This is a genomic window from Koromonas humicola (assembly GCF_059726255.1).
Genome location: NZ_AP040873.1, coordinates 4112025 through 4130804 on the forward strand (window position 1 = coordinate 4112025; position 18780 = coordinate 4130804).

Sequence of the window (18780 nt, forward strand, 5' to 3'; positions counted from 1 at the left end):
TTTCTCTAATACAAGCCTTGTCGCAATTTCTCGTCGTGTCTTGCTTTCTCCCGGCACTTGCTAGAACCGTCGAAGTGGCCAGTAATCCGCAATCAGCAAGGCCAAAGGCATCGTGACGGCCATCGACTTTGCCGCGAGGGCCAGCACGAAACTTCCGACTACAACCGCATACCTCGACCACTTGGTCTCTTTCGCATACCAGGCGTATGCCCCGAACATCAGCAACGAAAGGAACGCGCTGAGCACGGTCTTTCGGTCGGCTACCCATGCCACAACTTCCACATTTAGCGGATGAGCTGCAAACAGCGTGGCCACAAGGAAACTTCGCCATCGCGCACCGGTAACTGACGCCAGCAACATGAAGACGAGCAGCACATTCGCCGCGTGTATCAGGAGGTTTGAATAATGATGCCCTGCAGGATTCAGGCCGAAGAATTGGCAATCCAGCATGTGCGAAATCCAAGTCAAGGGATGCCAGTGGCCCATCTCAAACGTGTGAAATGCCCAGCGGAGATTGTCAAATGTAAACCCGGTCACGACATGGGAATTCTGTGTTACATACATCGGGTCGTCGAAGTTGACGAACGGAAAGCGAACCACGGGATTGTAGAGCAGCAAAGTCCCCAGAACCAGAATTCCCGCGAGTATCACATTATTCAGGCGTAAGCGATCCTCGGCGAAGACTCGCCGACCAGCAGTTTCCCTCTTCAACACGTTATCCCTTTCGCTAAGTCCCAATGTACCTGACATCATTGGCCGAGGATAGGGTTTTGGAACCGAAGATATTCGGGAACAACAGACAAGGGCTGCCGATTGAGCAGCAGCCCTTGTCCGTTTAGCGCTGAGCTAGTCCTGCTTTTACTTTCTTCCGTGCAGTTTGATCGACGCCACCGACGACGCAGCTTCGCGAATGGTTTCGTTGGGCGTTTTCAGAGAAGTCGCACTTCCGCAGCAACATAAGTTGCCGCTGCAACTTGCTTCAGGCGCCAGAACCTTGATCAGGTCTTCGCCAAACGCAATCTGGGGAATGCTCAGGCTGCGCAGTCCGGCTGAAAGCGCGGTGCTCAGGTAGTCGGTCATCAGGCTTGCGCCAGAAATGCAGCCGACATACGCACTAACGTCGCGCACGAGTTCCTCAGGCAGAGGCTTGAGTAACACTATGTCGCTCACGGCAAAGTGTCCACCCGGCTTCAATACGCGAGCGATCTCACGGAACACCGCGGGCTTGTCGGCCGAAAGATTGATGACGCAGTTGCTTATGACGTAGTCCACCGATTTGCTTTCGACCGGCAGATCTTCGATGAACCCTTTGCGGAATTTAACGTTTGTCGCCCCCCGCTTTGCGGCGTTCTCACGGGCACGGCTCAACATGTCGTCGGTCATGTCGACGCCAATCACATGCCCCGTCGGACCCACCCGAACCCATGCCAGAAAAGAGTCGAACCCGGCGCCCGATCCCAGATCGAGCACCGTCATGCCTTGCTTGATCTCCGTCAGGGCAAGAGGATTCCCGCAGCCGAGGCCAAGGTTGGCGTCTCCGGCGATGGCCAGTTCTGCGTCGCTATAGCCAATCGACCGGGCGACATCCTCAACCGGCGCGCCACATCCCGATGCCTCGCCACGCGCAACAGCCGCATAGTGTTCTTGAACTGCCGCGGTAATTTTCTCTTGTTTCATCTCCATCTCCTATGAGTGCTTTCGACTACTGGTTCAGCGTTGGGCTAGGTGCTCCCTGTAATTTCACGAACTTCTGCGGTGCGCAGCATGCCAATGACAGACGTTCACGATCGCGCTGCATCTCTTTATCGCTCGCCAGCCAGCTCAAGGTGTCGTTCAACACCTGCCGCGCAAACGAATCTTTTGGGGTCGCGAGCCGATAATGCATCCACTTACCGCTGCGGCGCGCTTCGACCAGTCCCCGCTTTCGCAAATACGCCAAGTGTCGCGAGATTAGCGGCTGGGAGGCCTCAAGTATTTCGACGAAGTAGCAAACGCACACTTCGCTATCGCTCATGAGGTTCAAAAGGCGCAAGCGGGTACGGTCGGAAAGTGACTGGAACAGATCTTCCATGATCGCCACTGTTTTCTTCTCAGCCATGCGAGCAATAGTAGCACAACATATATGCGTTGGCGAATATGTATAGACAGGGTATTTGTACTCAGAATCGACGTGCTTGGTGATGACCTCTACGATCTTTTAGCGCTGGAGCTTAGGAATTCGCCCAGCATGGCGTGCGCGACCTCGACAGCTTCTGCCCCGAAGGATTCAATCCAATGCATTTCGCTCTCTTTGCGGAACCACGTTAGCTGGCGCTTTGCATAGTTCCGGTGTCCCTGCTGGGCTTGAGCGATCGCCTCTTCGAGCGAGCGTTTACCACGCAGATATTCCGCCGCCTGACGGTACCCGAGCGAGCGCATCGCGAACACGTCTGAGCCGTAGCGGTCGAGCAGCCTGCGAGTTTCCTCCACGAGCCCGCGCTCAAACATTTCCGCGCAGCGCTGGTTAATGCGTTCATAGAGCTTCGGCCGCTCGGGATTCAGCACGATGCGGAGAATGCGGTATCCCTGAATGGCGTCGCGTCCTTCAAGCAGCAACTCGCTCATTGGGCGGGCTGTCGCCGCGCACACTTCGATGGCGCGTATCAGCTTCGGCACATCATTCGCATGTATTCGCGAGGCCGCCTCTGGATCCATCCTGCGCAACAGTCGCCAGAGAGAATCCGGCTTCCGATGCCTTCTTAATCTCTCGCGGAGACTCTCATCCCGCTCCGGACCTTCGAAAAGCCCATCGAGCATCGCCCGAAGGTACAGACCCGTTCCACCGCACACAATCGGAATGCGTTCCCGCGCGGTGATCTCCCGAGCTGTCGCTCGTGCCATTCGCGCATACTCACCCGCCGTGAAGTACGCATCCGGCGCGACTACGTCTATGAGGTGATGCGGAACCTGCTTGCGCTCTTCTGGCGAAGGCTTCGCCGTTCCGATATCGAACTCGCGATACACGGCCACCGAGTCGCAACTGATCACCTCGCCGCCAAACTGCAGAGCGAGCTGAATTGCCAGCGACGACTTCCCGCTCGCCGTTGGTCCGGCAATCACGATCATGGGAGAGAGATCGGTGCTCATGCTTCGGAAACCATTTAGTGCAGGCCGAAAACCTGGTGGGCGAAGAAAGGAAAGAAGCGAATCACGGCAGTGCCCAGAACGAGTCCAAGCACAATCAAGAGTCCTTTTGTGTAGGGAATTTCAGGTTGTCGCGTAAGAAGTGGCACGCGCTCATTGTACGCGAATGCAGCGGGGTTACTCTTCCAGTTCGCCCGACTTGGGGTTGTACAAGAAGGTGATACGCAGTGCTAGATACGGCCCGTGGAACTCGTGAGGCAGCGGCGAAAACGGATCGGACGCCGTGATGCCGCCATACGCTGCGCGATCCAGCGGAATGTCTCCCGAGGGCAGTTCGATATACATTCCTGTCACGCGACCCGTAGGCGTTATGAGGAATCGGATTGCCACTTTGCCACGTTTCAGCAGAGGTGCCCGCGCTTCTTCCGGGATGAGGGTGTACCAGTTCTGCTTGATCGACTGCAACACGCGTGAAAGGTAAGGACCGAAGTCCACTCCCTGAGTGTCGCTGAGTACATCAAAGGGCCCAAGCCTCGCATTGCGATCCGCCGGTCCGAGCCCATATCCCGTACCACCACCGCCTCTTGGAATCGAACCCATTCGCGAAGCGTTCCTCGTTGCCTGTGCAATCGCAGCACCCGCCGTGCCCGGCGTCGTGAATGGATTCATCGGAGTCGGCTGCTGCTGAATTCTCGGCTGGGAGAAGTTGCTGGCGGACTGCTGAGCTTGCTGCTGTGGTGGACGTGGTGCCCCACCCTGCGCTGCCTGAGGCATTGCCTGTTGCGGCATTGCCTGCGGCTGCGGACGCGGCGCTGGAGGTCCCGGCGGCGTCTGGTTTCCGCGCAGTCTTGCTGTTTCCTTCAGCTGCTCCATTGTCTTGCGGTCAATGGGATGAGTCGTCTGGGCGATGCGGTTCTTGTCGCTGATTTTGTCGCTCTGCACCTTCTGCGGAGGCTTCTGCAGATCGTTGGGCAGCGCTAGGAAGGTCGGTTCCTTGTTCAGCGTGAGGTCCTGCGCACGAAGCAGGTGCGGTTGAGCCCAGTGAGGCAGCCATTGCGGCGAGAACACAATCAGCAGAATGCCGACGATATGTACGATTACAGAGATCCAGAAAGCCTCGCGCATGCGCGAACGCGCCAGCTCGTCCTCGAGCTGCGCGAGTATCTGCGGAACGAACTCCGGTGCCTCATCCGTGATCTGCCCTCTCGTACGCACGATTGGCGGGGACGGCGAACCCTCGGGTGAGGGCGCTGGAGGCTGCGCTACTTGGTTTTGGCTCTCCGAATCGATTTTCTCGTACCTCACTACGTTTGGATGAGAAGCAGCCCGCCTGCGACCCAGTTGATCACTTCCGGGGATGGCTCAGGCGCAACGTACTCATCAACTTACTTGGTCAGCACAATTCTCGCACTGGTCCGCCAATCGAGTCTGGCGAAAACAGAGTTCCCCCGATTGCGTAACCATTCTTTACTTCGGCGTTTGCTTGCTCATGAGCGCGGTGGCCAGTTCGTCCAGATGTGCCCGGTTCTTATGTATGGCCATCTGTTCCTGGATTTCGATTGCCAGGGCCAAAGCGGCTCGACCGTCCTCAAGTGTCACCTCGGGAGTTCCACGCCGCCGCACCGCGTTCAAGAAGCTACTCAGCTCTGCCCGTAGTGGCTCCTCTGACTGAACCTCTGGCTTCACAGGAACAATCTCAGGCATTCCGTTTTCGGTTGGCTTCACGTTCAGCGAGAAGACATCCCGTCGCGAGTAGTCGAGCGAAACGTATTGTGCTGGCTGGAAGAATCTCAGCTTTCGAACCCGCTCCGTGCTGATTCTGCTCGCCGTAAAGTTGGCGATGCAGCCCGTTTCGAACTCAATGCGCACATTGGCAATGTCCACATTTCTGCTCAGGACCGGCAAGCCCACGGCGCGCAACTCGCGTACCGGAGACTTCGCCATCTTCAACACGATGTCGAGATCGTGAATCATCAGATCCATCACCACATCCACATCGAGCGAGCGCGGAGTGAACACGCTCAGCCGGTGCACTTCAAAGAACATTGGCTTGGTCAGCAGAGCCCAAGTCGCCCGAACTGCGGGGTTAAAGCGCTCCAGATGCCCGACCTGCGCCACACGTCCATGCTGTTTGGCCAAGGCAATAAGTGCGTCGGCCTGTTCCACCGAAAAAGCCAGCGGCTTTTCGATCAGCACATCAACCCCGCGCTCCATCAACTCGCGCGCGGCTGCAAGATGCGCAACGGTTGGGACGGCGACACTCACGGCCTTCACTCCGGGACAAGTACCCAGCATTTCTCCGACTGAGCCAAAGGCCCTGCCGCCGAACTCCGCCGCGACTGTCTGTGCCCGCGAGAGGTCGGCGTCAACCACTGCCGCCAGTTCCACGCCTTCGCTGGCCAAGTCTTTGTACACACGGGCATGGTTGCGCCCAAATGAGCCAACGCCCACCACTGCTACCTGCAACTTGTCGCTGTTCACACTTCGATTCTCGCAGAAGCTACCCTCTGGGGGAAAGGGCAGAGCTCACGCAGGACTTGTCTCAGATTGCCAGCTATTTACCACCTTTGTACCCCAGAGAATCCGAATCGGCAGCCGATGAATCCAATCCAGAGCGGGCCAGAATAGGTCTCAGTACCCTGACGACATCGACCAGACTGCCGCCGATGACGTGTCCACTAGGACAGATCGGCTGATACCAAGGTGCTGCAAGGTAACCTCGAGTTCATGGATATCTCTAAGGCCCTGTGCGAAGATTGCCTTGGATTCAGCAAATCAAGGCTCAAGAATCAGCGTGCATGAGCCGTTTACGGGCTCAATAGTAAAGCGGAAGGTACCGATTCTCGGAATGGACGTTTTACACATGGCGCAAAGCATCAATGTTTTTCTGGTGGACGACAATCCGGTAATCCGGGGCTTGTTGACCGGAGCCATCGCGCCTTTGGCCTCCGTCCAGGCGTTTGCCAATGCCGCTGAAGCTTTTCGCCGCGCCGAGCACAGAGCGCCCGACCTGATTATTTCCGACTACCGCATGCCTGGCCTCAGCGGTCTCGAGTTGCTGGCGAAGTTGCGTATCTCGTTCCCCCGAGTGCCGGTCATCATCATGGCCTCGCGTTCGGACATCACTGGCCCGCTCGCCGGGTCCAGTCCGTTGGTCGAGGAATTCATCGAAAAGCCTTTCTTCGTGGAAGAGGCGATTGCCCGCATCAAGCGCGTCATCGATCGCATTTCGCTGGGCAAGGCTACCCGCGAAGCCGCCGATTCCACTAGCGTCCGTGGCACTCTGGCACAAATGTCCGTGGTCGATCTGCTGCAGACGCTCGATATCGGACGCAAAACCTGCCGCCTCGTTGTCACCCACCAAAACCAGATTGGCGAAATGCAGTTCCATGACGGCCAACTTGTGCACGCCATGCTCGGCGACGCCACAGGCGAACCTGCCGTTTACAAAATGGTGGCTTGGGCCGAAGGCCTCTTCATGATGGACTTCGAGCGCACCGAGTGCCCGCGCACCATCACCCACAGCACCCAGTCCGTCCTGCTCGAAGCCTTGCGCTTGTTCGACGAAGCGCAGCGCGACCTCGACTCGGACACCCCCGAGCGTCCATCAGCCCAAAGCTGCCCCGCTCCGTTCTCCCCCGCCGTCGGCTTCTAACGCAAAGCAAAGCCTCACAGACGTGAGCAAGCATCTCATTCACCGCGACTAAAGCACCGCGGGTGCCCCATATACGCTTGCCTCTTTTGGCAAGCGCATGTGGGTTCTAATAAAGACGAGCGAAGCGCCTTCGTCGCTTTTCTCTTGCCTTTGGTCTTGTTTTGTTTTTGATTTTGTCTCTGAGGCGCAGCCAAAGGCCCTACCCGGTTGAATTCCACCGCCCCAGGTCACCAACCGGGCACCTTTCCGAACCAATACTCACCATAACCCCCTGCGCTATACTCCCCTCAAGAGAGAACCCTGCATTGACGCCCCCGTTCCGCAAAGCGCTGCTGCTGTTCAATCCCGTGTCCGGCGGGAACCACCGGTCACGCCTCGAAACCATGGAGCGCATAGCCCAAGTCTTCCGAAATTTCGGCGTCGACGCCGGCCTTGAGGCCACCACCTCGCGCGGCTCCGGAGGTGATCAGGCACGCGCAGCGATTAACACAGGAGTCGACGCCATCTTCGCCTGCGGAGGCGACGGCACGGTGTTCGACATCCTCCAAGGCGTAGCCGAAACCCCTGCCACGCTTGGCGCCATCCCGCTCGGCACCGGAAACGTCCTCGCTCACGACCTCGATCTCGCCACCAGCCCCGAGAGCGCCGCCACCCGCCTGCTGAGCTACCGTCCCCAGTGCATCTCCGTCGGACGAATCGAGAGCGGTTCGCATAAGCGATATTTCACCGTCGCCGCTGGCGTCGGAGTCCACGCCGAGCTCATCTACTGCGCCACCGCCGCAGCCAAGCAGCGGGGAGGATTCCTCGCATATTACCAGCACGGCGCGCGCCTGCTTTTCAGCCATGACTTCGTGCCGTTCCCCGTTGAAATCACCACCCCCGATGGCCGCAGCATCCAGACCACCACGCTCGAACTGGTCGCCATGCGCGTCCGTTCCTTCGGAGGCCCACTGCGCCACTGGCGTCCCGGGAGTTCGCTGCTTTCCCACGATCTACGCCTGATGCTGCTGCAAAAAGCCCGACGCACCCACCTTCTAAGCTACTCGATCCAGGCGCTTACCGGACTAGCGGCCTACCACGATTTCGACGTCAGTAATGGCGATGCGCCGATGTCTTTCATCTCTGCCCAGTCCGTTGTCTGCCACGCGCCCGAGCGCTGTGCAGGCAAGCTGCGCGTGCAGGCCGATGGCGAAATCCTCGACTCCGTGCCCACCCGTATCTCCATCGTGCCCCGCGCACTCAACATCCTTTTGCCCGTCACCGCGGAGTGGAGAGCCTCAGACTCCCTTCACGAATCTGCACAACGCCTTTGACATTCCTCGCGAATGTTGCAACCCTGATCGTTAAAGAATGGAACCTGTCACTCACTTCCTGACCGGAGCCGTGCTTGCCCGCACGGGATTCAACCGCAAAACAGCGCTAGCCACCGTCACTATGACCTTGGCTGCCGAAGCCGCCGATCTCGACGTCCTCGCCTATTTCAAAGGCTCAGCCGTCGGATTCATCCAGCATCGCGGCATCACCCACACGTTCATCGCCGTTCCATTCGTAGCGGCCCTCGTCGTCGGCTTCGTCTGGATGCTCGACCGCCTCTGGCTCCGCCGCCGCAAACGAAAATCGTCGCAACCGCTCCAACCGCGCCACTGGGGCTTGCTATTTCTGTTTGCGTGTATCGCGGCGCTTTCGCACCTTCTGCTGGATTTCACAAACAACTACGGAGTCCGCCCACTCTATCCATTTTCCCGCCAGTGGTACGCCTGGGACATCGTCTTCATCATCGAACCGCTCATCCTGCTGGCTCTAATCGCCGCCCTAACATTGCCCGCGCTCTTCGGCCTCGTCGGGCAGGAGATCGGAGCGCGCCAGCGTGGACCACGTGGACGAGGCGCAGCCTTTGCCGCATTGCTATTCGTCGCCGCCCTCTGGGGACTGCGCGACTACGAACATCGCCGCGCCCTCGCCGCACTCGACGCAACGGAGTTCCACGGCGAAGCCTCCACGCGGCTCGCGGCTTTCCCCTACATGATCAATCCCTTCCACTGGGCCGGAGTCGCCGAAACCCCAACGGCCTACGTCTCGATGCACGTGAACTCGCTGCTCCCCGAGGTCGATCCCGGCAACCGCGCCACAACCTACTACAAACCCGAACCGACGCACATCACCCAAGCCGCCCGCCAAACTCCGCTCGGCCGCGCCTACATGGAGTGGGCACGTTTCCCGCTGATGGACGCCGAGCACGTCACCCCAGAGGATTTCTACGTCGTCCACTTCTCAGACGTCCGCTTCATGTACCCCGACGGAGGTCGCCGCGTCCTCGTAGGCACCGTCCTCCTTGACTCCCGCCTCCAGCAACAGTCCGCCGAAATGAAGTAACCTCCCCGGTGCGAAAACTTCCTAGGTGCCCCACATCTGCCGCAGTTAGCAGATGTGGGCTGTTGCTCTGGGTACAATCAACTCTGCCCAAATATTCTTGCGGTCCGATTTTGATCGCTCGTCCATAGGTAAGATCTCTCTTCCAAAGCGCTGCCGAAATCCACTAAACTTCTGCGCAAATGTGCAATCGTATCGTTCTCGCGGCTATTCTTCTGTTCTCCGCCACAGCTCTGCTCGCTCAGAGTGACTACAACCCCGCTCTCAAGGGCTACGTGACCCAAATATCTTCACCCAGCGAGATCGACGTAGACGGTGTTCACATTCACATCGACGCAAAAACGCAGTTTTACAACAAGACAGGCGACGAGTGTTCTCATATCGCGGCTTCCGACGTGAAGCTCTATGTCGGCCAGGTTGTGGAACTTTATGGCAAGCGTCACGACAAAGGACATGCCTTCTCGGCCACGCGACTGAATCTATCGCAGACGACAGTTCACACCGTGGAGGGCAGTGCTGTCGTAGATTCCTTGCTTGTCTCACCCGCACCCGGTGAACATATGGTGCGCGCAGATGGCTATGCTCTTCTCATTCCAGCCAGCGTTGTACCTGCCTTTGAGGAGTCGCTCACTGCCGATACCGCATTTACCACTAACGTCTGGGTCACCTTCCACGGCATTCAGCGCACCGATGGCGTGGTGGTGGCTGACAAGGTGAGCTTCCGCCCGAACAACGTTAGTGAAGGCGAGAGTCATTTGCGCAAGAAAACCGAGCACGACCCCGCGGCGGTCGACCCTGACAAGCACCAGAGCGCCACCGCCCAAGCATTTCTCGGCATAGACCCGCGCAAGATTCCACCCTACAAGGACGAGGCGATGCAGGCGCGAATCAGCGCCATCGGCGCAAAGCTAATTCCCAGGTATCAGCGTGATCTGCCGGATTCCGACGAGACCAAAATCAACTTCCGCTTCCAGTTAGTAGATGAACCAAAGTGGCACGACGCCAAAGTCTGGCCCAATGGCATCATTCTTGTTCCCTACCAAGTAGTAGAGCGCCTTAAGGACGATTCCGAACTTGCCGCCGTACTGGCCGACAACATGGCTTGTGCACTGGAGAAGCAGACGTATCACCTGGTGCAAGCTAGCCACAAACTGCGTGCTACAAACCTCGCAGGTGGCGTTGGAGGGGCTTTCATTCCCGGACTCGGGCTGGCCTCCCAATTCGCAACCGGTCTCACGTCCGACAGAATGATGCGGCATATCATGGAGCAGGGTTCGCGCGTCTCGCTCTCTCTGATGCACGATGCCGGATACGACATTTGCGCAGCTCCTCGCGCGTGGTGGGTGTTAACGGACACGAAACGGAAGGGCCTCGATAAGACACCATTACCTGCCCACTCCGAGTATCTCTATAAATTCCTAGGCGAAACCTGGCACGATCAACAGTGTCGTGGTCTTGCCCATTTCAACTAGATATTTCCCGAATGCGACCAGCGACGATCTTCATGCTTGGAACGCGCGTCTCATGTTGTTTAAGATTACAAATCGTCTGAGACTGCAAACACAGAAAAGCCGCCCACCGGCAGCTTCCCAATTCATCACGGACACTCTAACTCTTTTGCGCCAACTCCTTGAGCGCCTCGCCTTCGACGCGCATCGGAAGCCACTCTTTCATTCTCTTCGCCCCCAGCGCCTCGTAGAACTCGATCGCCGGAGTATTCCAATCGAGTACTTGCCATTCATACCTGCCGCAATTCTCTTCCGCCGCGATCTTCGCCAAGTGCAGTAGCAGCCCCTTGCCGATCCCCTTGCCTCGATGCTCCGGCCACACGAACAGGTCTTCCAAGTAGATTCCCGGACGCCCCTTCCACGTCGAATAGTTGTAGAAGTACAGCGCAAATCCAACCGGCTCTCCATCCCACTCCGCGATCACACACTGGAACTTCGGCTCCGCGCCAAACCCATCGCGAAGCAAATCCTCTTCCGTCGCGACCGCCATCTCCGGCGCGCGCTCATACTCAGCGAGCCCGCGAATCAACTTCAGAATCGTTCCCGCATCTTCGCGCCGAGCTTTGCGAATCCCGAGCATCCACTTCCTCCGTCCGTTTTTCTGATTTCAGTGTACCGGAATGGCGACACTCCACATCCGCCCGGGATGGTCGAGCGTGCGACTAACGATGAATCAGCACCAGTCAGTGTGACTTGCCGATGCGAGAGGCTGCTGGCTTCCTACTTCTGAAACTTCTCCGCCTCATTCACAATCTCGTCTACCACATCATTCGCTTTCTTTGTCGTCAGCGTGTGGTTGTTCGCCATGATCGAGAATACGAGCCGCTGCCCTTTTGCGGTCGTCAGGTATCCGGACAATGCGTTCACGTGATCGAGCGATCCCGTCTTTGCCCTGAGCATCGCCTTCGGAGGAAGAGTCTTGAAACGCGATACCAGCGTGCCATCCACTCCCGCCAGCGGCAGACTTTCCATGAACGTCTTGCCCCAAGGCTGCGTGGTCGCGTATCGCAACAGCTTCACCATCGCATGGGGAGAAACAAGATTTTGCCGTGACAACCCAGAGCCATCCGAAAACGAATACTCTTCCGGACGCACATCTGCTTGCGCAAGGAATGGCCTGAGCACTTCCAAGCCTCCTGCGATCGAACCGCTCGTGCCTTTCTCCCGTCCCAGCAATCGCAGCAACATTTCGGCGTGCAGATTCTGGCTCACTTTATTGATTACTGCAATGTCCATTCCCAACGGCAACGAGTCATGCTGTGCCAGCACCACGGGAGTAGCCTGCTGAGACTGTGCAGCCATCGATGTCTCTTGCCCGCCGCCCATCGGAACCGTGGTCGTCACCGTAATCGTTCCCAGACTTGCCATAGTCGTGTGCCGTGCCCGCGTCTTGCCATACATCGCAACGCCGCGCCGCTGCAGCAGTTCCCACAGCATCCGCGCACAGAACTCAGCGGGTTCTTCAACCGCCAAAGCCTCTCCAGCTCCGGGGTCGTCCTGTGGAATGTTTCCCCATATCTCCAGCTTGTTCGCTCCTGGCTGCCGTTGGACCACCACTTTCCTTGGCCCTGTCCCCGGAGGCGTTGTCAGCACGCGATTGTCAATGTGGTAGTACTCGGCGTAGGGTGAGATGCCGACAAAGGCACGCTCTCCGACGCGCTCCGCCGGCAGGATGTTCAGGTAAACGACGTTGTCGTTCAGAGCCAGGGCTGAAACCGGCGCGCCCCATTCCCACACCAGATCATCCTGCGACCACCCTTCGCCGTAGCGCTCATAGACAAAGAAGCTGTCGTCCGCGACAATATCGCCGTCTATCACCTTCACACCGCGCGCCACAATCTGGTCTGCCAACTCTTCCAGCACATGCTGCGGAGGCAGTGGCCTCTGCGTTCTCAGGTGGTAAGGAAGCGTTCGTCCACTAAGATTTGCATCTCCGCGCCCCACCAACACCAGATCGCCGCTCAGCCTGCCATACTTGTCCGGAATCGTCGCCGACTCCACCGTCGTGCGGACCTTGTAGTCCGGTCCGATCAGCGCCAGAGCCGCTGCGGTTGTAAACAGCTTTGTGTTGGAAGCAGGAATATAGAGTCGGTCGGCCTCGTGCGAATAAACAACCTCACCGCTGTCCAGATCTTCGACTTCGATCCCCCAGAACGCTCGCCCCACATCGGGCCGCGCAAGAATCGCGTCAATCTTCTTACCTAGATCTTTTCGCTTGTTTGCCGCCGTTGCCGGAGCAATCGCGAGCCACAACATCAGCCCGATGAGGGCGATATTCCTCGAAGACACACGAATACGAAGGTGTCGCATAAGTAGCGAATTTTAGCATTGTTCCCGCCCCACGCTGCTGACCTTCGCGGCTGTTCGCACGCTTGAGCACGGAGAACTCCGGCATTCGGAACTAACGATGAGCGATCATGCTAAGGCGTTTTGCCTTCGCACTCAGGGCCACCCGAATCGGTTCGTACACAGAATTACGGGCAATGAAGAGTATCGATCAACTTACCTTAAGCTCCCGCCGTCTGAGTCAGTGCTGACTCTCCCGGTGCGATAGGCAGAACAATCGAGAACACTGTTCCCTTGTGGGGGCCCGCCGTGTTCGACCGCACACGAATCGTCCCGTGATGTTTATCGACAATCTGCTTGCTCACCCAGAGTCCAAGCCCCGTTCCGAGCGAGCCCTTCGTCGTAAAGAACGGATCGAAGATGTGTTCCCGCACATCCTGGGGCATTCCCTTGCCGTTGTCCGCGACCGTCACGCGCACGTGTTGCTCATACTGCGATACTCGAATCCTGATCGATCCCTTGTTGGGAAGCGCGTCCAGACTGTTTGCAATCAGATTTGAGAAGACCTGTCGCAATTCTCCAGCGACCGCCAGAATGCGTAGATCGCCATCCCATTCCTTCTGCACTCTCGCCTGCTTCGTACGAACTTTGCTCCTCAGCAGATTGACAGAAGATTCCAGCACAGAGGTAATCGACACGCTTTCCGGAGCATTCGATTCGCGGTAGAACCCCAGCGATTGTCGCGCAATGTGCGCAACGCGCTTTAGCTCTTCATCGGCTGTCTCCAGAAATTCGCGAATTTCGTCCGGCAGATTTTCTGTCGTCGATGCCAGAAATAGCAGGTTCATCGCAGCGTCCAGAGGATTGTTGATCTCGTGTGCGATCGCCGCGGCCATCCTGCCCATTGAGGCCAGCTTCTCGCTGCGGATCAGCGCTTCTTCAGCGCACTTTCTCTCCGTAATGTCACGCACGTTGCCGGTTCGATACAGAGGCTTGCCTTTGGCATCACGTGTCAAAGCCATGTGATTCGCAAGCCAGCGAAACTCCCCGTCCTTGGCCTTGTACCGATACTCCGCTTCAGACGTTCCCGTCTTTTCCAAACGCTTGATTGCCGCGTTGAGTCCGGGCAAATCGTCCGGATGCACCCGCTTCAAGGCGGTTTCTTTGTCCTGCGCTGCGAGTTCCTCCGGAGTGAATCCGACCATCGCTTTCGCTGAAGGGCTCATGTATTCATACTGGCCGGTCTGCACGTTCAGCCTGTAAATCAGGTCTCTTGAGCTTTCGACAACTGTACGGAACTTGATTTCGCTCTCTCGCAAAGCGAGCTCTGTCTTCTTTAACTCCGTGACGTCCAGGCCTACGATACCGATGCCTCGCTTACCATCCGGCAATGGAATAGGAAAGTAAGAAGCTTGCCAATACGCCGTTTCGCCAGGCCGCGCTGGAACAGGACTATGGACTTCTTCGTTCAGATGCGAGGCGCCTTTGTCGATCACATCTCGCATGATCGGCCCGAAATTCTTCATGAACTCCGGGGCCAGTTCTGCCAAAGACTCTCCAATTAGACTCTGGCGATCCAGACCAAAGTACGTTGGTGTCAACCCATCCGTTCTGACGTAACGGAACTGATCGTCCACGATATTCAGGATCGCAGGAGAGGCCTGAAAGAATCCTTCCAGCATTGCCTCGCGCAGGCGTAGTGCTTCTTCAGCCTGTTTGCGGTCGGTAATGTCTTCCGTGAAGATCACGATCCCGCCGACTTCGCCTTGATGATCTCGCCATGGTCTTAACTCCCACCTGACCCACTGAACCGTTCCATCGGCGCGCTCAAAGCGATCCTCGTCTACCTTGATGCTTTCGCCCGCAAGGCCTCGGCGATGTGCTTCCTTCCAGGATTCGGGTAAGTAGGGGAACAGTTCGTAGTGCGATTTTCCCCGCGGATCGCCATGTAGACAGTAATCACTGATCCACCGCTGACTCGCGCAGATGTAGCGCATTTGCCGATCAAACATGGCCAGCGCAACCGGCGAATGTTCCATTACAAGACGCAGGCATTCTTCCGAGGCAAACGCTGCCATAGAAGGCTCAGACTCTACTTGCGAATCTTCTACGAGATGAGGGTGCTGACGGCCTTGCAGGTTAATACCGTGCATCGGAATACCAGGACTGGAACTAGCCTGCATTCGAGCTAAGCTGGCAGGCGGCAAGGAGAACCTTAGAGTAAAGGCTACTTGCCATCTGTGACCTCAGTCACATCTCGTGGAGAATCCCTAAATGCGTGATCGGCTCAGGGCAAAGCGCAGCCTGTGCTCGCAATCCGATTAAGTGCCTGACCCGATCTTTCGTTCAGAATCCCTTGTCAGTCGGAGGCGGCATCCATTTTTGTCCCAGCGACTGATCCCTCTTGTCCTTATCTTTTCCCCACGTCCAGTACATACCTACGTATGCATAGTTCTCCGTCTGGCCCGCAATGGAATGTCCATAGCAAAACAGGAACTGCTGTCCCGGGTGATTCTTAAAGTGGTAGTACCCGCCAATATCGACCATTGCCGAAGACTCGATCTGTGGAGGCGCCGTTCCTTCGCTTCCGTGGGCAAATAGCTCTGCGCCCAACTCGAGCCTCTCATTCATTTGCTTCTTCACTAGCCAACCCGTGTACGGGAAATTCCTAAACCCCGTTTGCGGATTCACCACGTATCCCGCACCACCATCGAGCGTCCACTTCCCTACGTTCTTCTGCATCCAGATCGGTAACTTGTACCACACCCTGCCCACGCCCAAGCCTCTGTCCGAGTCGCCCGTCGGAATCTCGAACATAGTGAACGATCCAATCTGTGGGACGTGCTTGCCTTCCTTTATAAATGCGATCTTCGCTCCCAGTTCCATATCAAGCACGCCATACTGTTTGGGCCCGCTTCCGCGCGGAAAGTACACTGCATGATTTCTTGGTGCAGAGACGCCAAACGGCAACACCGCATGTAACTGCACTCTCGGCACCGCACCCCAGTTAAATTCAAAAGCCGGCGCCGAAGCATCCATCTCCACTGGCGTCCCGTCCGCCGAGCCAAAGACATAGAACTCGTAGTGATGCAATTCCACCGGCACCGGATCGTCCGTCTGAAACGGTGGCCCCTGCGCCCACAGCTTCGATCCCGACAACATCATGAAATACAGAACCGCAACCGCGCCAATGGTGATACGAATCTTCATCGCCACACACTTCTGCGAAACGAGATAGACACTCACTTCCTGCTTAGATGCACTCAGAAATACGTCGATGCGAATGGCGCAATAGCGACCACACGTGCCAACCAAACCAGCAGCCCGATGCCTCGGATCCGCGCCGCGTCATGCGGCGATATCCCGCGACGCAGGCGGCTCTCTCTTGGTAGCTGCTCATGTTCTCTGGGGTGTCATCCTGAGCGCAGCGAAGGATCCCAGCGTCGGTGTCAGTCTCAAGGGCAGCTTCAAGTCACCGACTGCAACTCACGGTTGGGCGGCCGCGGGTGGCCTATTCAAGCGTTCTGGACGTCGGACATAAGCAATCAAGCGAACAGGCGTTCACTTACTTACTCTGTTTAATCCAGTTGCATTAGTAGACGTCCACGGAATACCACGTCTACCAGAAGAGTCCCTCGATGTGCGATAAGCCATGTACCTACGTTCTGGAACCGCGCAACTTCTCCAGTGACTCGGGTTTTATAGTGACCAGAGCAACGGAGGTTTCAGGCGATGTTGAAGAAAGCTGGACTTGCAATATTTGGATTGTTTTTGAGTGCTACATTGATGACCCCGCCAAAAGCAGCGGCCCAAGTACATGTTGGCGTTACGATCGGAACGCCGGCACCGGTTATCGTTCAGCCCGAGCCTTACGTGGTGTATAGCCAGCCTTACATCGTCGCCCACTACTGGGATTACGGATACCACGGAGGCTACTACTATGACCATGGCACCCGCTATCGGATGGAGCATGGGCGTAGATACTATGACGACCGATACAGAGACGAAAGGGCGAGATATGACCGGGAGCACCATGATAACGGCCGTCATAACGGATGGCACCACCACGGTCATGGACATGGACACGGTAATTAATAAAATCGCTCACGGCTAGGTAAACGCCTTGCTCCTGTACAACACAGGAGCAAGTGTTTTGCGATTGAGGATGTTCGATTGAAGGTGTCATCCTGAGCGCAGCGAAGGATCCCAGCCGCCACTTTGATCGCCTCCTGCGTCCCGGGTCACCTGCCTCCCCACAGCACTAAGGCTGCCGAACGCAGCTTTACTCGCCCAGCAACCCTCGGCATGAAGCAAGCGTTTTACTCTCCCCTCACCACCACGTTGTCGATCAGCCTCGTTGTTCCGAATGACGCCGCCACGGCCACCAGCGCACCTTGCTTCACGTCACTTACAGGGTCTAGCGTATCGGTACTGACGATCTCGCAGTAATCCAGTTGCGCTGCGGGTTCCGACGCGATCACTTTTAGAGCCGCGTCCTTAAGGGTTTGCGTGCAGTTCTCGCCCGCATTCACCAGAGCCGCCACATGTTCCAGGACCTTATGCAACACAAGAGCCTGTTTCCGCTGCTCATCCGAGAGGTACTGGTTGCGCGATGAAAGAGCCAGTCCATCAGCCTCACGCACAATGGGACCAATCACCATCTCGATCCCCATGTCGAGGTCGCGCACCATTCTCTTCAGCACCGCGACCTGCGCCGCATCCTTCTGCCCGAACACAGCCACATCAGGCTGCACAATGTGGAACAGCTTGGAGACCACCGTCGTCACACCCTTGAAGTGCCCGGGGCGCGAAATCCCGTCGAGCTTTTCGCTCAAGCCCGCGACGTAAACCACAGTCGTTGCATCCTTCGGGTACATCTGCTCCACCGTAGGCGCAAACACAATGTCAACGCCTTCAGCTTCGAGCTTTGCGCAGTCGGCTTCGAGCGTTCTCGGATACTTCGCGAAGTCCTCCGTCGGCCCGAACTGCAATGGATTTACAAATATCGATACAACCACTAATCCCGCCCGCGAGCGAGCCTCGCGCACTAGCGAGAGATGTCCCGCGTGCAACGCGCCCATCGTAGGAACCAATCCAATTGTTTTGCCCTGGGTTCTTGCCGCACGGCTAGCGGCCTGCATTTCGCGAAGGTCGCGAATCACTTTCATTTCTGCGTTCTCATTTCTTTTCTGAGTCTGTTTTGTTCGTATCCTGCTTCGGTTGCGCCTCGGGGCGCGGCTTTGCTATAGCCTGCCGCATATGCCAACTGTGAGCAGCCTTCTGGAAAATCGGTTCTAATCGCGTCATATCGTTCGGCGCGCAACGCAATGCAATCGAATAGACCATTGCGTCGTCGCCCTCGATGAGCGCAATCTCCTCAATCGACTCCGACTGGGATGTATTGTCGTGCAAGCGCACGCGAACGATCTCCGCTTCGCGCCCGTTAAGAATCACGCGGCTGCGCTGCAGCGTCTCAGTCGTGGTCGAAGCATCCTCCGGAGTGAGCACCATTTGCACCAGCGTGTCGAGCGAAGGCGTATTGCCGTTCTTATCTTTTTGCGGCACGTCGATAGCGGCAACCGTCAGTTGCGGCCAGTTCGCAGAATCCGTTCCCACGTGCTGCTCGGCCACCACGAATCCAAGGTCGCCAAACACGTCGCCCAACCGTTGCCAGTTTGCGGGCACGGTGACACATAGCCCCACGCTGAGCACGCACTCCGTGCGGCCTGCTATTGCCGCAGCCTTCTGTTGCGCCTTCGGGGTCTTCGCGGCCTGAGCATGCGCGTTGCCGCCGAGGCCCGCGATCAGTAGAGCTGTTGTGAGCAGAGTCTTCATGTC

The 18780-nt window shown here is 57.2% G+C and carries 17 protein-coding genes; 5 read left to right on the forward strand and 12 right to left on the reverse strand.

Annotation, left to right across the window (positions count from 1 at the left end):
- Positions 1–60: 60 nt before the first annotated feature.
- The 6 genes from AC6IZD_RS17815 to AC6IZD_RS17840 all read right to left on the reverse strand — a co-directional run bounded on the left by AC6IZD_RS17815 (position 61) and on the right by AC6IZD_RS17840 (position 5604).
- The gene (locus AC6IZD_RS17815; RefSeq protein WP_497784912.1) at positions 61–711 is read right to left on the reverse strand and encodes a hypothetical protein; all 651 of its coding nucleotides are present in this window, start codon (positions 709–711) and stop codon (positions 61–63) included.
- Between the two features lie 147 nt (positions 712–858).
- On the reverse strand, positions 859–1677 hold the full coding sequence (arsM, locus tag AC6IZD_RS17820) for an arsenite methyltransferase (protein WP_497784913.1): 819 nt from the start codon (positions 1675–1677) through the stop codon (positions 859–861).
- 25 nt (positions 1678–1702) lie between these two features.
- Positions 1703–2098, reverse strand: coding sequence for an ArsR/SmtB family transcription factor (locus tag AC6IZD_RS17825; protein WP_497784914.1), 396 nt, complete (start codon positions 2096–2098; stop codon positions 1703–1705).
- A gap of 89 nt (positions 2099–2187) precedes the next feature.
- The gene (gene miaA, locus AC6IZD_RS17830; protein WP_497784915.1) at positions 2188–3126 is read right to left on the reverse strand and encodes a tRNA (adenosine(37)-N6)-dimethylallyltransferase MiaA; all 939 of its coding nucleotides are present in this window, start codon (positions 3124–3126) and stop codon (positions 2188–2190) included.
- A gap of 174 nt (positions 3127–3300) precedes the next feature.
- Entirely contained in the window at positions 3301–4428 is a 1128-nt protein-coding gene (locus AC6IZD_RS17835; RefSeq protein ID WP_497784916.1) for a TonB family protein, read from the reverse strand.
- Between the two features lie 162 nt (positions 4429–4590).
- Positions 4591–5604: a Gfo/Idh/MocA family protein gene (locus AC6IZD_RS17840; RefSeq protein WP_497784917.1), complete on the reverse strand. Its 1014-nt coding sequence runs from the start codon at positions 5602–5604 to the stop codon at positions 4591–4593.
- Between the two features lie 367 nt (positions 5605–5971).
- On the opposite strand from AC6IZD_RS17840, the gene AC6IZD_RS17845 reads away from it, so the two are divergent.
- From AC6IZD_RS17845 to AC6IZD_RS17860, 4 genes are all read left to right on the forward strand, one after another.
- Positions 5972–6778: a DUF4388 domain-containing protein gene (locus AC6IZD_RS17845; RefSeq protein ID WP_497784918.1), complete on the forward strand. Its 807-nt coding sequence runs from the start codon at positions 5972–5974 to the stop codon at positions 6776–6778.
- A gap of 305 nt (positions 6779–7083) precedes the next feature.
- The gene (locus tag AC6IZD_RS17850) at positions 7084–8091 is read left to right on the forward strand and encodes a diacylglycerol/lipid kinase family protein (RefSeq protein WP_497784919.1); all 1008 of its coding nucleotides are present in this window, start codon (positions 7084–7086) and stop codon (positions 8089–8091) included.
- Positions 8092–8128: 37 nt separating this feature from the next.
- Positions 8129–9151, forward strand: coding sequence for a metal-dependent hydrolase (locus AC6IZD_RS17855; RefSeq protein WP_497784920.1), 1023 nt, complete (start codon positions 8129–8131; stop codon positions 9149–9151).
- A gap of 179 nt (positions 9152–9330) precedes the next feature.
- Positions 9331–10620, forward strand: a complete 1290-nt coding sequence (locus AC6IZD_RS17860; protein WP_497784921.1) for a DUF5666 domain-containing protein — start codon at positions 9331–9333, stop codon at positions 10618–10620.
- A gap of 136 nt (positions 10621–10756) precedes the next feature.
- Here AC6IZD_RS17860 and AC6IZD_RS17865 read toward each other — a convergent pair whose 3' ends face one another.
- The 4 genes from AC6IZD_RS17865 to AC6IZD_RS17880 all read right to left on the reverse strand — a co-directional run bounded on the left by AC6IZD_RS17865 (position 10757) and on the right by AC6IZD_RS17880 (position 16152).
- Positions 10757–11236 (reverse strand): GNAT family N-acetyltransferase, encoded by a 480-nt coding sequence (locus AC6IZD_RS17865; protein WP_497784923.1) that lies wholly within the window; start codon positions 11234–11236, stop codon positions 10757–10759.
- A gap of 140 nt (positions 11237–11376) precedes the next feature.
- Positions 11377–12966, reverse strand: coding sequence for a D-alanyl-D-alanine carboxypeptidase/D-alanyl-D-alanine endopeptidase (gene dacB, locus AC6IZD_RS17870; RefSeq protein WP_497784924.1), 1590 nt, complete (start codon positions 12964–12966; stop codon positions 11377–11379).
- Positions 12967–13163: 197 nt separating this feature from the next.
- Positions 13164–15020, reverse strand: coding sequence for a PAS domain-containing sensor histidine kinase (locus AC6IZD_RS17875; RefSeq protein ID WP_497784925.1), 1857 nt, complete (start codon positions 15018–15020; stop codon positions 13164–13166).
- A 268-nt stretch (positions 15021–15288) separates the two neighbouring features.
- Positions 15289–16152, reverse strand: a complete 864-nt coding sequence (locus AC6IZD_RS17880; protein WP_497784926.1) for a transporter — start codon at positions 16150–16152, stop codon at positions 15289–15291.
- Positions 16153–16674: 522 nt separating this feature from the next.
- Here AC6IZD_RS17880 and AC6IZD_RS17885 point away from each other — a divergent pair.
- Positions 16675–17037 (forward strand): hypothetical protein, encoded by a 363-nt coding sequence (locus AC6IZD_RS17885; RefSeq protein ID WP_497784928.1) that lies wholly within the window; start codon positions 16675–16677, stop codon positions 17035–17037.
- Between the two features lie 224 nt (positions 17038–17261).
- Here AC6IZD_RS17885 and panC read toward each other — a convergent pair whose 3' ends face one another.
- Positions 17262–18110: a pantoate--beta-alanine ligase gene (gene panC, locus AC6IZD_RS17890; RefSeq protein WP_497784929.1), complete on the reverse strand. Its 849-nt coding sequence runs from the start codon at positions 18108–18110 to the stop codon at positions 17262–17264.
- A gap of 10 nt (positions 18111–18120) precedes the next feature.
- Positions 18121–18777, reverse strand: a complete 657-nt coding sequence (locus tag AC6IZD_RS17895) for a hypothetical protein (protein WP_497784930.1) — start codon at positions 18775–18777, stop codon at positions 18121–18123.
- Positions 18778–18780 lie beyond the last annotated feature (3 nt).